General features: G+C 34.3%; 19 protein-coding genes. All 19 read left to right on the top strand.

Going from position 1 to position 15,941, the window contains the following annotated elements; translation table 11 throughout:
* Positions 1-137: 137 nt before the first annotated feature.
* The 19 genes from CLV33_RS04780 to CLV33_RS04870 all read left to right on the top strand — a co-directional run bounded on the left by CLV33_RS04780 (position 138) and on the right by CLV33_RS04870 (position 15,901).
* Entirely contained in the window at positions 138-2,381 is a 2,244-nt protein-coding gene (locus CLV33_RS04780; RefSeq protein WP_045371260.1) for a molybdopterin-containing oxidoreductase family protein, read from the top strand.
* The gene (locus CLV33_RS04785; RefSeq protein ID WP_042241290.1) at positions 2,378-2,911 is read left to right on the top strand and encodes a 4Fe-4S dicluster domain-containing protein; all 534 of its coding nucleotides are present in this window, start codon (positions 2,378-2,380) and stop codon (positions 2,909-2,911) included. The genes CLV33_RS04780 and CLV33_RS04785 overlap by 4 nt, the downstream gene beginning before the upstream one ends.
* Before the next feature lie 10 nt (positions 2,912-2,921).
* On the top strand, positions 2,922-3,863 hold the full coding sequence (nrfD, locus tag CLV33_RS04790) for an NrfD/PsrC family molybdoenzyme membrane anchor subunit (protein WP_105472935.1): 942 nt from the start codon (positions 2,922-2,924) through the stop codon (positions 3,861-3,863).
* A gap of 9 nt (positions 3,864-3,872) precedes the next feature.
* Positions 3,873-4,400, top strand: a complete 528-nt coding sequence (locus tag CLV33_RS04795) for a YeeE/YedE thiosulfate transporter family protein (RefSeq protein ID WP_042241285.1) — start codon at positions 3,873-3,875, stop codon at positions 4,398-4,400.
* Between the two features lie 19 nt (positions 4,401-4,419).
* Entirely contained in the window at positions 4,420-5,010 is a 591-nt protein-coding gene (locus tag CLV33_RS04800; RefSeq protein WP_042241282.1) for a YeeE/YedE thiosulfate transporter family protein, read from the top strand.
* An 18-nt stretch (positions 5,011-5,028) separates the two neighbouring features.
* Positions 5,029-5,703, top strand: a complete 675-nt coding sequence (locus tag CLV33_RS04805) for a rhodanese-like domain-containing protein (protein WP_105472936.1) — start codon at positions 5,029-5,031, stop codon at positions 5,701-5,703.
* A 29-nt stretch (positions 5,704-5,732) separates the two neighbouring features.
* Positions 5,733-6,347: a rhodanese-like domain-containing protein gene (locus CLV33_RS04810; protein WP_105472937.1), complete on the top strand. Its 615-nt coding sequence runs from the start codon at positions 5,733-5,735 to the stop codon at positions 6,345-6,347.
* A 320-nt stretch (positions 6,348-6,667) separates the two neighbouring features.
* Positions 6,668-7,660 (top strand): rhodanese-like domain-containing protein, encoded by a 993-nt coding sequence (locus CLV33_RS04815; protein ID WP_105472938.1) that lies wholly within the window; start codon positions 6,668-6,670, stop codon positions 7,658-7,660.
* Positions 7,661-7,679: 19 nt separating this feature from the next.
* Positions 7,680-8,696, top strand: a complete 1,017-nt coding sequence (locus CLV33_RS04820; RefSeq protein ID WP_105472939.1) for a rhodanese-like domain-containing protein — start codon at positions 7,680-7,682, stop codon at positions 8,694-8,696.
* A 21-nt stretch (positions 8,697-8,717) separates the two neighbouring features.
* Positions 8,718-9,767: a porin gene (locus CLV33_RS04825; RefSeq protein WP_105472940.1), complete on the top strand. Its 1,050-nt coding sequence runs from the start codon at positions 8,718-8,720 to the stop codon at positions 9,765-9,767.
* Positions 9,768-9,881: 114 nt separating this feature from the next.
* Positions 9,882-10,541 carry a Crp/Fnr family transcriptional regulator gene (locus CLV33_RS04830; protein ID WP_042248666.1) on the top strand — a complete coding sequence of 220 codons (660 nt, stop codon included), beginning with the start codon at positions 9,882-9,884 and terminating at the stop codon, positions 10,539-10,541.
* A gap of 93 nt (positions 10,542-10,634) precedes the next feature.
* Complete coding sequence (locus CLV33_RS04835) at positions 10,635-11,813, top strand: molybdopterin molybdotransferase MoeA (protein WP_105472941.1); 1,179 nt, start codon at positions 10,635-10,637, stop codon at positions 11,811-11,813.
* A 10-nt stretch (positions 11,814-11,823) separates the two neighbouring features.
* Complete coding sequence (locus tag CLV33_RS04840) at positions 11,824-12,168, top strand: winged helix-turn-helix domain-containing protein (RefSeq protein WP_105472942.1); 345 nt, start codon at positions 11,824-11,826, stop codon at positions 12,166-12,168.
* A gap of 58 nt (positions 12,169-12,226) precedes the next feature.
* Positions 12,227-12,577 (top strand): four helix bundle protein, encoded by a 351-nt coding sequence (locus tag CLV33_RS04845; RefSeq protein WP_105472943.1) that lies wholly within the window; start codon positions 12,227-12,229, stop codon positions 12,575-12,577.
* Between the two features lie 91 nt (positions 12,578-12,668).
* Positions 12,669-13,409, top strand: a complete 741-nt coding sequence (locus tag CLV33_RS04850; protein ID WP_105472944.1) for a sulfite exporter TauE/SafE family protein — start codon at positions 12,669-12,671, stop codon at positions 13,407-13,409.
* A 1-nt stretch (position 13,410) separates the two neighbouring features.
* Positions 13,411-13,995, top strand: coding sequence for a molybdenum cofactor guanylyltransferase (gene mobA / locus CLV33_RS04855; protein WP_105472945.1), 585 nt, complete (start codon positions 13,411-13,413; stop codon positions 13,993-13,995).
* Complete coding sequence (locus CLV33_RS04860; protein ID WP_105472946.1) at positions 13,979-14,212, top strand: MoaD/ThiS family protein; 234 nt, start codon at positions 13,979-13,981, stop codon at positions 14,210-14,212. The genes mobA and CLV33_RS04860 overlap by 17 nt, the downstream gene beginning before the upstream one ends.
* Positions 14,213-14,351: 139 nt before the next feature.
* Positions 14,352-15,461: a molybdopterin-synthase adenylyltransferase MoeB gene (moeB, locus tag CLV33_RS04865; RefSeq protein ID WP_105472947.1), complete on the top strand. Its 1,110-nt coding sequence runs from the start codon at positions 14,352-14,354 to the stop codon at positions 15,459-15,461.
* Entirely contained in the window at positions 15,458-15,901 is a 444-nt protein-coding gene (locus tag CLV33_RS04870; RefSeq protein WP_105472948.1) for a molybdenum cofactor biosynthesis protein MoaE, read from the top strand. The genes moeB and CLV33_RS04870 overlap by 4 nt, the downstream gene beginning before the upstream one ends.
* The last annotated feature ends 40 nt before the right edge of the window (positions 15,902-15,941 follow it).

Consider the following 15,941-nt stretch of genomic DNA (forward strand, 5'->3'; position numbering starts at 1 on the left):
AATAAAATTATTTATTACCCTAATTATTTTAAAGCTTATGTAACAAATGTTACATATAACATGTTGATTTTATGACAATTATCATAATTATATAGCAGATTTAAAAATATATTTACGCTTGAAAAACAAATAGAATTATGGTCACTTCTCGACGAAAATTTATAAAAATTTCTGCACTAGGATTAGGAGGTTTGGCAGCAACTTCAACAGCGTATAAACTATTTGCAACAAACCCAATATTACAAGCTAGTAATAAAAATAATAGCAGTGATAAATTTATTAGGTCTGCCACTTATTGCGAGGTATGTTTTTGGAAATGTGCTGCTTGGACATATACTGATACGAATGGTAACATAAAAAAAATTATAGGCAATGAAACCGATCCACATTGTTACGGAAGACTTTGCCCTAGAGGAACAGGTGGTGTAGGAATGTATACTGATGAAGACCGACTAAAAACACCCTTAATTAGAACCACAATTAATGGTGAACAAACGTTTAGAGAGGCAAGTTGGGAAGAAGCGTTAGACTTAATTGCTTCAAAATTCAAACATATTAAAGATACTTATGGAGCAGAATCCTTCGCGTTATTAAAACACGGTTCTCCCGGAAAACATTTAGAACATTTGTTTAAAGCTTATGGCTCTGATACTATTGCTGAACCTGCTTATGCACAATGCAGAGGCCCAAGAGAGGCTGGTTTTGCATTAACTTATGGATCTTGGGTTGGCTCGCCAGAACCCACAGATATTCGCGATACGAAATGCTTGGTGTTAATTGGTTCCCATATAGGCGAGAATATGCATAATTCTCAAGTACAGGAAATGTCTGATGCTATTGATAACGGCGCTACCATAATAACCGTAGACCCTAGATTTTCAACTGCTGCTAGTAAATCCCAACATTGGCTTGCCATTAAACCAGCTACCGATATTGCCTTAATGTTAGCTTGGATGCATGTAATAATTGAAGAAGGTTTATACGACAAAGACTATGTAAAAAGATATACTACTGGGTTCGAAGAGTTAAAAGACCACGTTTTAAACTTCACCCCAGAATGGGCTTATGGCATTACAACCATTAAACCAGAAGATATTAGAAAAACTGCCAGAAAAATGGCCAGTGCAGCGCCTTCTGTAATTATCCACCCTGGGCGTCATGTAAGTTGGTATGGCGATGATACACAACGCGCAAGGGCTATGGCCATATTAAATGGATTATTAGGATCTTGGGGGCGACGTGGTGGTTTCTATTTTAAAGAAAGTATAAAGGTTCCAAAATTTCCACATCCAGAATATCCACACCCAAAATGGGATTGGAGAAATATTGGAGAAAAATACCCGCTGGCACAAATGGGAATTACTACTGAAGTTATTAAGTGTGCCATACCAAGTAAAACCAATAAGTACCCTGTAAAAGCTATGATGGTTGCAGGTACTAATATTACCAAGTCTATTCCTAATAAAAAACTACTAGAAGAAGCGATGAACAATCTAGAGTTTATGGTAGTAATGGACACTATGCCAATGGACGTAACTGGTTATGCCGATGTTGTATTGCCCGAATGCACATATTTAGAACGGTATGACGATATACGCTCTGCAACCAACAGAGCACCCTCTATTGCTGTTAGAGTTCCTGCTGTACCACCAAAATACAATTCTAAACCTGGTTGGTGGGTTGCAAAACAAATAGGTGAACGTATTGGTTTAGGTGAATATTTTAAATATAACGATTACGAAGAGGTAATTGAATGGCAATTAAATAAAATGGGCACTTCGCTAGAAGAAATGAAAAAAATTGGTGTTAAACATTTTCCTCGTACATCTGGCCCATTATACTTAGAAGAAGGTAAAAACTACGAATTTCCAACTGCAAGTGGTAAAATTGAATTATACTCTAACGAATTGAAAAATTTAGGGTTTGATCCGCTTCCTGTCTATACCAAGCATCCAGAACCCCCTCAAGGGTTTTATAGATTAAATTACGGCAGAGCACCTATGCACACTTTTAGTAGAACAGCGAACAATCCTAATTTAAACGATTTAAAAAGTGAAAACAATCTTTGGGTAAACCCAAAAGTTGCAAGAATTTTAGGTTTAAAAACTGGGCAATCTGTTTGGTTAAGAAATCAAGATAAAATTGTCTCTACATTCTCAATAAAAGTGAGAGTTACCGAACGTATTCGTTGGGATTCTGTATATATGGTTCATGGTTTTGGACATGACAACAAAAAATTAACTAGAGCTTTTGGCAAAGGTATTAATGATACCCAAATGATATCTAAAGTTGCTGTAGACCCTATTATGGGAGGCACAGGAATGCGAGGCAACTTTGTTGAAATTTTAACCCAAAATCCACATAAAACTGTAGAAATATGAGATATGCCATGGTAATAGACACATTAAAGTGTGTTGGTTGTAGTGATTGTGTAGTTGCATGCCAAACAGAAAACGATGTTCCTATTGGTTATTGCAGAGACTGGATTACCGAAACCGTAAGCGGCGCCTACCCTAGCATTGAGTTAGAACTAAAATCTGAGCGTTGTAACCACTGTGAAAACGCTCCGTGTGTAAGATGCTGCCCTACTGGTGCTAGCCATATTGTTGAAGGTGGTATTGTTTTAGTAACCGCGAACGAATGTATAGGCTGCGGTGCCTGTATAGAATCCTGCCCTTACGATGCTAGATATCAGCACCCAGACGGATATGTGGATAAATGCACCTTCTGTCATCATAGATTAGAAAAAGGGCAGCTACCAGCATGCGTAGCAGTTTGTCCAACAAAGTGTATGTATTTTGGAGATTTAGACAACCCAAACAGTGAAGTATCCAGACTATTAAAAAACAGAAAGTGGAAAACCTTAGCGCCAGAAGCTGGAACTAAACCACACGTATATTATTTAATTTAATATTGAGATTATGCAAGAAGAAATTTTCGTTAGCGGAAGAAACATTCCTAATATAGATCCTTCATTAGAAATTTGGCATTGGCCTATTTCACTCTATCTTTTCTTAGGTGGTCTAGCAGCAGGCATATTATTTTTTGCAAGTGTAGTTACCATTTTGGGTAAAGACAAAGACTACCCTACAACAGTTAAATATGCATCCTTGGTGCCTCCAATTGCTTTAACATTGGGGCTATTGGCTTTGGTTTACGATTTAACACACCCTTTGTACACTTGGCAACTATACACAACAATTCGTTTAGAATCACCAATGTCTTGGGGTGCATGGGTACTGTTAATCACTACACCTTTATCTTTTCTGTGGGTGTTTAGCTATTATTCTGAATTATTCCCAAAGCGGGAACTTAAGTTTAAGTTCCTTAATACTTTTGAAAAATTCTTGAAGAACAACCGCAAAAATATGGCCTATGCATTGGTGCCCTTATCAATAATTTTGGGTGTGTATACTGGTATTTTATTATCTGCTTTTAATGCAAGACCTTTATGGAATAACGCTATTTTAGGACCACTGTTCCTAACTTCGGGTTTATCAACTGGCGCTGCTACAATTATTCTTTTGGCTAAAAACACCAAAGAAATACAGCTATTTAGCAGAATAGATTTAGCATTAATAATTATAGAGCTAGGGCTTATTGTACATATGATTATGGGAATGTACGCAGGTTCTGAAGTACAACTAGATGCCATGAACTTATTGATTGGTGGTGAGTTTACACTAATGTTTTTTGGTTTTGTTGTTATACTAGGATTAATTGTTCCAGGTATACTAGAAGCACTGGAAATTAAAGGTTTTAAAGTTCCAGTTGCAATACCTGCCATACTCATTTTAATTGGTGGATTAATATTTAGGTTTGTAATGGTAGAAGCAGGACAAATAACAAGATATCTCTATTAAACATATATTATGAAAACAAAAAAACAAAACAAACACATCTATTGGAATCCGTATTTTGGAGGGTTTCTTCTAGGAATATTAATCATTTTTACATTTTTCATAACTGGTAGAGGATTAGGCGCAAGTGGCGCCATGAAAAGTAGCGTGGTAACTATTGTAGATGCAGCTGCCCCAAAACATGCAGAAAAGAATTCGTATTACAGCAAATTTGTGGAAGATGGAGAATCTCCAATGAACAATTGGCTGGTGTTTGAAACCTTAGGTGTTTTAATTGGCGCTTTTATTTCTGGATCATTATCTGGAAGAATTGGATGGCGCGTACAACACTCTCCAAAAATTACACGCAGACGCCGTTTAATTTTTGCTTTTAGTGGCGGTATTTTATTCGGAATTGGAGCTCAGATAGCTAGAGGCTGTACTAGTGGTGCTGCTTTAAGCGGAATGGCTGTATTGTCTACCGGTGGTTTTATTACCATGCTTTCCATTTTTGGTACTGCTTACTTATTCGCATATTTCTTTAGAAAAAATTGGATTTAAAAATTAAAAAATAAAAATTATGGGACCATTAATTCCTAACGATATAATTTCATTTGAATGGAGCAGCATAATAGCCATTATTATTGGCATTTTCTTTGGGTTTATATTAGAAGCATCGGGGTTTTCGTCTTCTAGAAAATTGGCTGGTGTTTTTTATGGCTACGATTTTGCTGTTTTAAAAGTATTTTTCACAGCAGCCATAGTATCATTAATCGGGTTATTATATATGGATTATTTAGGTTATGTAGATATGAGCCGTTTATATGTTCACCCAACCTATTTATGGGGTGCTATTATTGGAGGCGCTATAATGGGCATAGGATTTGTAGCTGGAGGCTTTTGCCCAGGAACTAGCTTATCGGCAGTAGCAATAGGTAAAATAGATGCCATGGTTAATGTTGTTGGTATTATGGTTGGCGTATTTATTTTTTCAGAATTATATCCGCTTTTCGAGCCAATTTACAATGGATATTTTCAGGGCAATATAACCCTAGTAGATTCCTTAGGCGTTAACCCTTTCTGGTTTGTATTTTTATTAACAATAGTTGCTATAATTATGTTTTTTGCTACCGATTTAATTCGTAAGCGCGTGAAAAAAGTATTTTACTAACAACTAAAATTACACAATATGGTAAATAGAAAATTAGTTAGGTTTTTGTCTTTCCGTTATATAATTCTCGCATCTATTTTAATAGTATTGGCTGGTGGCTTAGTATTATTACCAAAATACGAAAAACGCGAAGGCATTAGTCCAGAAACATTACTAAGTAATGTTATTAGTCCTGAGCGTTACATAACTACCGATGAACTTGCTGATAGGATAATTAATCAAGACCCGTCATTACTATTAATCGATGTTAGAGACAAGAACAACTTTAACAAATACAGTTTGCCAAATGCGGTAAACATACCCTTAAAAAATGTTTTAGATGTAGATTCTGAACCGTATTTAAATCAAGACCAATACGATGTTATTCTCTTTTCTAATGATAATTTATACTCAGATCAAGCATGGGTATTGTGCAATAGAAAAGGCTATAAAAACCTTCATGTTCTCAAAGGTGGTATCAATACCTGGTTTAGCACTATTATAAACCCAAAACAACCAACGGAGGATATGCCTTCAAACGCATTTAAACAGTATGCTTTCCGTAAAGCCGCTAGCATGTATTTTGGTGTAGCTTATCCTAAAAAAGCGCAAAAACAAGCTGTTATTACAAAAAATACAAATACTGTAAGCGTACCCAAAAAAATAGTTCCAAAGAAAAAAAAGAAAAAAATGCCAGTTGAAGGTGGTTGTTAATGTATTTGTTATTATAAAATTACTTAAGCATGAAAGAATTAGAAAAAACAAAGCGTATATCTATTGCACTAACGCTATTTATTTTGGCGATTTTAATTGGTCTTTTAACCTTCAAACGTCCAAAAAACACTTATGCTATAAATACTCAAGAAACATTACATAAAATTACCAATACAAATGTTCTTGTAACGTTAAATAGTCTAGAAAACCCCAATTATATACCAGTTGATGTAAGAAGTCCATTTGAATTTGAAAAAGGCCATCTTGAAAATGCAATAAACATTCATACACCCGATATTTTGAATGAAAAAAATATTGCTTTTTTTAATGAATTAAAAGCAACAAATAAAACAGCCATATTATATGGTAATACGCCTCAAGATGCTAATGTACCTTTTGTTTTTTTATATCAATTAGGGTATGATAACATTAAAATATTGACTATTGAAAATAGTTACGCTCAAAATAAACTTGTTTCTAAAAATTGTGAGGTTGAAACACTAAAAACAGATATTAGAGCCTTTATAGATGAATCTGTAAAAAATTCAGAGGTAAAAGTGATTCCCAAAAAAATAATTCAACCCCCAAAAAAAATTATTCCTGTGCAAAAAAAGAAGAAAAAAATTCCCGAAGGGGGTTGTTAATTCCACAAAAAAATAAAGCTGCTTAATTTTTATTAAGCAGCTTTTTTTGCTTAAAAAACGCTTTCAAAATCTCTATCTAGCGCTATTAAAACAGCTTTTACTTAAAACTACAAACTTAAATAATTTGCGCTTTTTCTTCTATTGCTTCAAATTCTTTTAAAATACTGTTTTTCAGGAAGTTACTTTGTAACAAATGTTACAGATTTTATCAATTATTTATAGGTAAAAATTGACAAAAGTCATGAAAATTTTAGGGGTTACTATCTAATTTAATTCGTAATAAAATCAAACTAATATTTTGAATCTTAAATAATTAAACCATGAAAAAAACACCTTTCTTTTTGTTAGTATTATCAATTTGTGCAACTGTTTTATTTAGCAGTTTTACAAGTTTAGATAATGTTATTGAACAAGACAATAACACGCCTCCTGATGAATTCGAAATATTGCTTAATTATCTTAAAAGCAACAACGCTTTTATTAATGGCGAATCCCTACCAATAATAATGGCAGATGAGGTTAGAAAAAACATTAAAAATCCTAAATTTCATTTAATTGACATTAGAACCGAAGCTTGGTTTGAATATGGGCATATTAAAAACGCTGCTAATGTAAAGCCAGAAAACTTACTTACCTATTTTGAAACCTCCATTAAGCCTCAAGATTTTGATAAAATAGTTTTAATATGTTATTCTGGGCAATCTGCAGCATATTATTCAAGTTTATTGCGGCTAGCTGGATATAACAATGTGCATAGTATGAAATGGGGAATGAGCTCTTGGAGGGAAGACTTTGCAGACAATGCTTGGAACAAAAACATAAAAAACGACTATGCTACAAAACTTGAAACCACAGAAAAAACAAAACCAGAACATACGTCGCACCCAAAACTAAATACTGGTAAAACAGAAGCCAAAGAAATTCTAAAAGCAAGATTGGAAACTTTATTTGCTACGCCTTACAAGGAATATATTATAAAGTCGATAGATATTTTTGAAAACCCTGATAATTATTACATAATTAATTACTGGGATGAAGATAAATGTACCGGCCATATTCCTGGAACACTTCACTTTCAACCTAACGCATCATTTAGCGATAATCTATTAACACTACCTACTAATGAAAAAATAGTTGTATACGAAGCTACTGGCCAAAAAGCAGCATATATCGTAGCATACCTAAATGTACTAGGTTATAACGCAGGTAATTTAGCCTATGGTGCTAATAGCTTTATGAATGAACTCTTAAAAGAACATGGTCTAGACGCCTTTTCTAAAAAGGAAATTAACATGTTCCCTGTAATAGAATAACAACATAAAACATAACATCATGAAAAAATTAGCAATTTACTTTATAGTATTATTAATTGTTCCTGCTCTATTTCTAACATCATGTGACAGAGGTGACGATCTTGGAGAAGATACCGCCGTTGCTACACCTGCATTTACGCTTATGACAGATTTTATGGTGCTAAACAATCGAGACATTGGTAATATACTTACTAACACAGACAATGAAAAATTTGTTGTTGGGCCACCAGCAGCTGCAGATCTTCAAACTTTCCTTGATACCTATTATATCATGGATTTAAGAAGCAGTTCAGACTTTGCAACAGCACATATTGAAGGCGCTAACAACGTAGCTTTTTCTGATATTCTCACTACTGCAGCCACTACTAGTAAACCCATATTAATGGTTTGCTACACTGGTCAAACAGCGTGTTACGCAACAGCCTTATTGAGGCTTTATGGCTATCCTAGTACAAGATCGCTTAAGTGGGGCATGTCTGGTTGGAATGCTTCAACAGCAGGACCATGGAACAGTAAAATAGGCAGTAACCTTGCAGACGGCCATAGTAACTGGTCTCATCAAGGTGCTCCAGCCACATTAGTGTTTGATGATCCTATAATTTCAACAACATTAACCGATGGCGAAGCAATTTTAAAACAACGCGTAGAGGCATTAGTTGCAGCAGGTTTTGGCTCTGTTACAGTAAGCGGATCTGATGTGCTAAACAATCCTTCGCAGTACTTTATCAACAATTATTTTAGCGAAGCAGATTATTTAGGTTTCGGACATATTAATGGTGCATATAGAATACTTCCATTAACTCTTGGAGATAATTCTTATTTAGGCTTAAACCCAGATGCTAACGCCAAAATTGTTACGTATTGTTACACTGGTCAAACCTCTGCGGTAATTACTGCTTGTTTAAGGGTTTTAGGCTACAATGCCTACACCATGACATTTGGTATGAATGGTATTTACAATACCAACCCATCTTGGACTACAAACCAATGGGGAGGCGATTCAAATCCTAAAAACTTACCTGTAACCAACAATTAATAAGCTCCAAACACAAACGATATGAAAAGCATATACAAATTGCTCATTATAGCACTGTTATTTTTTTCAAACACAGTGCTTTCTCAAGGATGCGATGTAGACGACCCCACATCAACCGATTCTACAAGTACAAGGGCTATAAAAATATTTGGTTATATACAGCCAGAATACGATTATAATTTTACCGAGGGCGACCAAGATAATACCATTAGATTTAAAAGAGCTAGAATAGGTGTTCGAGGAAAAGTCCTAAATGATTTCTCGTACTATTTTATGCTAGAAGCTAGTCCGTTTATAGGCGGAACCGCAGATACGTATTTAATGGATGCATTTGTAACTTATGAAGCTGATAATTGGGCTCGTTTTTCTGTTGGTACTTTTAAACAACCATTTAGTTTAGATGTTGCCACACCATGCCACATGCTTAAAACCATTGAACGCTCTGTAGTAGCAGATCAACTGGTTGCACCTCAACGCGATTTTGGACTTGCAGTCTTTGGCGGTAATCCATTCAATAAATTAAATTATTCAGTAGCAGTTATGAATGGTACTGGTCTTAACCAAGGAGACAATAATACCAAAAAAGATATAATGGGTAGAGCTACCTATAAAATAACGCGTTATTTAACAATAGGTGGTAGTTTTAGGTTTGGATACCCTATACCTAACAACAACGAAGACGATCGTTCCTCATACGGAGGAGAAGTATTGTTAGAATTAGATAAACTACGCGTACAAGCCGAATACATCTACGACGAGGGCGCCTATTTTGCAGGTGCTGCAGGCGGTTGCGGTACTACACCAATAGCATTGGGCCAAAAACGAGATGGTGCTTACATATTAGCAACCTACGCCGTTAATGAAAAGTTTGAACCAATATTTAAATATGAATATTTAGACCCAGACATAGAAGTAAAAAATAATATTGGCTATTTAGAAAGAATGACAGTTGGGTTTAACTACTTTGTAAATAACAAGGTAAGGTTTCAATTAAACTATCTCGCAAATATTGAAACTGTTGTTAATGTAGATAACGATCAATTACTAGCTCAAGTACAAATAAGATTTTAAAATAACACTTGTTTACTTTTTTTTTAATTTTTTTACCATGCCCTTCTAGCGCTTGCTAGAAGGGTTTATGCTATATAATTAACTATCTTTGTTTTTAACCATACTATACTAAAAATGAACAGTCAAGAATTAATACTAAAACAAAAACTCGAAGATTGTTATTCTGAAATTTTTGAAAACGAGTTAATAGATGAAATTATTAAGGTAGGCCATTTAAAGACAATTAAAGATGGTGAACTTCTAATTGATATAGGAAGCGACCTTACGCATATTCCCCTAATACTAGAAGGGGTTGTAAAAATTGTAAGAAAAGAAAAAAATGGGGAGGAAATAGTACTTCATTTTTTAGAGCGAGGTAGTACCTGTGCAATATCATTTGCCAACTGTATTAACCACAAAAAAAGTATATTTAAAGGAGTTGTAGAAACTACAATGGAGGGTGTTTTTTTACCTGTAGAACATATAGATGAATGGCTAGTAAAATATAAAACCTGGCGCCATTTTATTATAGATAGTTACCATTTTAGGTTATTAGAAATGGTGGATTCTATTGATGGTTTAGCATTTATGAAAATGGACGAAAGAACATTGAAATTCTTGTCAGACAAGGTGAAAATTAACAATAGTTTTGATTTAAGAATAACGCATCAAGAAATAGCCGACGATTTAAATACATCAAGGGTTGTTATAACTAGAATATTAAAACAACTACATGATGAAAACAAAATTTATTCAACAAGAAATAAAATTAGGGTTTTACAGTTATTTGACTAACCCTATCGCCTTTTCTCATACATAATACAGCCTTAAAACTTTATTTTAATTCAGGTAAAATCGTTATATTTGTTTATATATAACGATACATAAATGATTAGTATAAAAGACGCTGTAAACTTAGTAAAATTAAATACAAGTCCACTTTTAAAAAAAGCCACCAAATCAGTTGAAAAGGCTGGTGGTTACAAATTATTTGCAGATATTCTGTCTCCTATAAACATGCCCCCATTTAGGCAATCGGCCATGGATGGGTATGCGCTACATCGTCATGATGATTTATCATATAAGCTAATTGGCGAAGTAAAAGCTGGTGATGGGCATGAACCAGAATTAAAAAAAGGAGAAGCCGTTAGAATTTTTACAGGCGCACCTGTTCCAGATTCTGCAAATGCAGTGATAATGCAAGAGAAAGTGGTTGTTAATGGTAAAACTATTACGATTTTAGAACAGATACCTTTAGAACATAATATTCGTCCGCTTGGTGAACAAGTAAAAGCTGGAGCCATTGCTTTAAAGAAAAACACCAAACTCACCCCAGCAGCAATAGGCTATTTGTTATCCTTGGGCATTACCGAAGTTTCAGTTTATAAAAAACCAAGTATAGCAATAGTAACCACAGGTAACGAGTTGGTAGAACCAGGACAAGACTTACCGCATGGTAAAATTTACGAAAGCAACTCCAAAATGTTGTTAAGCGCCCTTTACAATCTTAAATTTTACGATGTAACGCTTTATACTGTTGAAGATAATTATCCTAAAACTGTTGAAAAACTAAACGCCGTAATAAACACAAACGATCTGGTAATTATTACTGGTGGTATTTCGGTAGGCGATTACGATTTTGTTGGAAAAGCCCTAAAAGATTTAGATGTTGAAGAATGCTTCTATAAAGTAAAGCAAAAACCTGGCAAACCTTTGTTCTTCGGAAAAAAAGAAGACACCCAAATTTTTGCATTACCTGGAAACCCAGCTGCTGCCCTATCGTGCTTTTATGTGTATGTATATATCGCATTACAAAAAATGATGAACTGCGAGGATGTAGAATTACCACGAATTACAGGAACATCTATTTCAAATTTTGAAAAGAAGGGCGACCGCCCTCAATTTTTAAAAGCTATTTACAATAAAGGCAAGGTTGAAATTTTAGAAGGCCAAAACTCATCGATGTTACAAACTTTTGCCCTATCTAATGCCTTGGTGTTTGCCCCCGAGGATATAACAAAAATTAAAAAAGGCGACACGCTTGAAGTGATACAACTGCCCATTTAAAATAACTATTATGAGCTATAAAATAAAAAGTCGCATATGGATAGAATCTAATGGCAATGTACTCCTTGGCGAAGGCCGCGTGCATTTATTAAAAGCCATTCAAGAAACAGGTTCGCTTTCTAAAGCTGCAAAATCCTTAAACCTATCTTACAAAAAAGCATGGCATCTTTTAGACTCCGTAAATAAATCTGCAAAAAAGCCAGTAACCATAAACAGTATTGGTGGTAAAGGTGGTGGTGGTGCTGAATTGACCGATTACGGAAAATCTTTAATTATTGCTTTTGATGAGATTAATAAGAATTGTTGGGACTTTTTGGATAAGGAATTGGCAAATTATGAGTGCCTAAAGTTTTAAGTACTTAAAATACTAAAAGTTATAGATATTATTTTTTATTAAAAATTCATAAAGAAATATGACCAATAAAGAATTTGCACTGAATTTAGAAAAGCGTACGGTTAAATTTGCGATAGCCATAATAAAATTATCAGCAAGTCTACAAAACACCCCAGAGGCTTTAGTGTTACGAAATCAGCTAACAAAATCTGGCACAAGCATTGGTGCAAATTACAGAGAAGCCAATCGTTCCAGAAGTCCAAAGGATTTCAAAAATAAAATAAAAATAAGCCTAGGGGAAGCAAGTGAAACAGATTATTGGTTAGAAATCATTGAAGAATTAAACTGGAAAAAGGAAAGCATTAAAGAATTAAGAAAAGAAGTAAGGGAATTTATTGCAATTTTTACTTCAATCGCAAACAAGCTCTAACTATAAACACTCACAACTTTAAATACTTTAGGCACTTTAAATACTTATAACTTTAAATACTTTAGGCACTCTAAGTACTTTTAACTTTAAAATGTTACAAAACGAAAACATATACCTTTTTTTAATCATACTGCCCATAGTATCGTTTTTATATTCTAGTGTGGGGCATGGTGGCGCGAGTGGTTATTTGGCGCTAATGGCATTGTTTTCTTTTGCACCAGAGACCATGAAACCAACAGCACTACTGCTTAATATTTTTGTGGCTGGTATTTCTTTCTATTACTACTATCGGGAAGGCTACTTCAACAAAAAATTATTTTTATCATTTGCTGTGGCTTCAATTCCACTAGCCTATTTTGGTGGTACTTTAGAAGTTAACGCATCAATCTATAAAAAGATATTAGCTGTTTTACTAATCTTCGCCATTCTAAAGATGCTAAATGTTTTTGGAAAAGAAAGCGAGAACATAAAGGAAATGAAACTTTGGCAAGGCCTTGTAGTTGGTGCTATTATTGGTTTCTTTTCTGGGCTTATTGGTATTGGTGGCGGCATTATACTAACGCCTGTTATTTTGGTGTTGCATTGGGGTAAAATGAAAGAAGCCGCAGCAGTTTCGGCATTATTTATTTGGGTAAATTCTGTGGCAGGTCTTTTGGGACAATTTCAAAGTGGTATAGCGCTAGAAAATGGTTCGTTTTTATTGGTAGCCATAGCACTTATTGGCGGTGTTTTGGGTGGTTATTATGGCAGTAAAAAAATAAATAATAAAAAACTAAGATATATTTTGGCCTTTGTGTTAAGTATTGCCTGTGCTAAATTATTTTTTACTTAGAATGATAGAAAAAAAGAACATAACAGGAATTATTCTCGCTGGAGGTAAAAGCTCCAGAATGGGAACAGATAAAGGGTTTTTACTGTTAAACCATAAGCCATTTATTCAATACAGTATAGAAGCCTTACAGCCTTTGGTTTCTGAAATTTTAATTGTTTCAGACAATACTAAATATGATACTTTTAAATTAAAACGCATAAATGATATAAAGAAAGATGCTGGTCCTGTTTCTGGAATTTACTCAGGATTAGAAGCATCAAAAACTGAATACAACTTGGTTTTGAGTTGCGATATTCCTTTAATTACTTCTCAAGTATTAAAACAATTGCTTGATGCTGTAGATGATAATTCAGAAGTTATTCAGGCTGAAAGTAATGGTAAATCCATGCCGCTTGTTGCACTTTACAAAACGTCTATTAAAAATACATTTAAAAGTGTTTTAAAAGAGGATGAACGCCGACTAAGAGTAGTTATAAAAGGATGCAACTATAAAAATGTGGTTTTAGATGAAGCACACCAAAACGCCACATTAAACGTAAACACAAAAGAAGAATTAAAACAAATTGAAGATGCTTATTACGATTAAATATTTTGGACAAATAGCAGAAGTGACTCAAAAAGATGAGGAACAAATCGAGACCTCTAAAGGTTCTATTTTAGAGCTTTTAAGTACTCTGAATGCTAAATATTCTGATTTAAAACATAAAGAGTTTCAAATAGCGCAAAATCAAGAACTAGTTGGCTTAGAAGCTAAATTAACAGGAGCAGAAATTGCGTTATTACCGCCTTTTTCGGGAGGCTAGTCATTTCGACCTAAAGGGAGAAATCACATAATTTTGATGAGATGTTTCCTATCGTAGACATGACAAAAAGAGATTAAAACAAATTAGATTATAATATAAAATTTACAATTGGCAGGATGAGATTCCTGCCTTCGCAGGAATGACAAGCAGATATAACAGACATATCATAGTATCAGAAATCGGGCAAGCAGGTCAAGATAAAATTTCCAATGCCAAAGTTTTAGTAGTTGGTGCTGGCGGTTTGGGTTGTCCTGTGCTACAATATTTAACGGCAGCTGGAGTTGGTACGCTTGGTATTATTGATTTTGATGTGGTAGAACTTTCCAATTTACAACGGCAGGTTTTATTTGGAACAAGTTCTATAGGACAAAACAAAGCTGAAGCCGCAAAAAAGCGATTAGAGGATTTAAATGATGGAATTTCTATTATCGCTTACGCGGAAAAACTAACACATAAAAACGCCATTAGCCTATTCGACACATACGATATTATCGTTGACGGATCCGATAATTTTGAAACGCGCTATTTAGTAAACGATGCTTGCATTATTACCAACAAACCTTTGGTATATGGCGCTATTTACAAGTTTGAAGGTCAGGTCTCTGTGTTCAATTACGAAAACGGACCGAGTTATCGCTGTATGTTTCCTAAACCACCACAAAGCGGCAGCGTTCCCAATTGCTCAGAAATTGGGGTTTTAGGCGTGCTTCCTGGAATAATTGGCAGCATGCAAGCCAATGAAGTTTTAAAAATTATACTAAAAATAGGCACTACACTTTCTGGTAAATTATTATGTTACAATGCCTTAACACTTCAAAATTCAATATTAAAAATCAATAGAAATCAAACCATTATACAATCTGTTTTAAAGCATAAAGCAGATTTTAATACTACTAAAACCAATTTTAACTGTGGCACTAAAATTACATCGGTTTCAATAGAAAATTTTCTATCAGAAAAAAATATTCAATTTATTGATGTTAGGGAACATCACGAACAGCCTAAAGTTGAAGCCTTACCTGTAACCCACATGCCTTTAAGCGAATTAAAAAGTAGTTTGAACAAAATAGATATCACTAAAAAGAAAGCTATTTTTTGTCAGTCGGGAATACGTAGCAAGCAAGCAGTAGAATTATTGCGAAAATTAAATATTCAAGATTGTTTTAGTATCGCTGAAGGCGCTTCAGAAATAAATAATATTTTATTATCAACAAGACCTATCTGGTCTCAAAATGCAAAAAAACTATGACACATAAAAAACCAAAAAACGTATTCCAGCAAGGTGCAATTACCTCCGAATTTATAGGCAATTCCATTTACAAACACCAAACCAAAACCAGCATTGGCGCGCATAATATTTTCTTAGGTCAAGTGAGAGCCGATGAAATAGATGGTAAAACTGTTTCGGCTATTGAATATACAGCTTATGAGGATATGGCGAATCAGAAATTTCATGAGATCCGTGAAAGTGCATTTGAAAAATTTGATTTAACCTGCATGCATATTTATCATAGTCTTGGAACTGTAAAAGCTGGAGAAATATGCTTATTCGTATTTGTATCATCACCTCAAAGAAAAGTAGTTTTTGAAGCTTTAGAATTTATTGTAGAAGCTATAAAAGCCGATGTTCCCGTGTTTGGGAAGGAAATTTTTGAGGATGAAAGTCATCAATGGAAGATTAATAATTGATTATTGACTAATTATTATTGATTATTGCCACTCAAACTGA

Origin of the sequence: Jejuia pallidilutea, assembly GCF_002973595.1 — a bacterium.
Lineage (GTDB): Bacteria > Bacteroidota > Bacteroidia > Flavobacteriales > Flavobacteriaceae > Jejuia > Jejuia pallidilutea.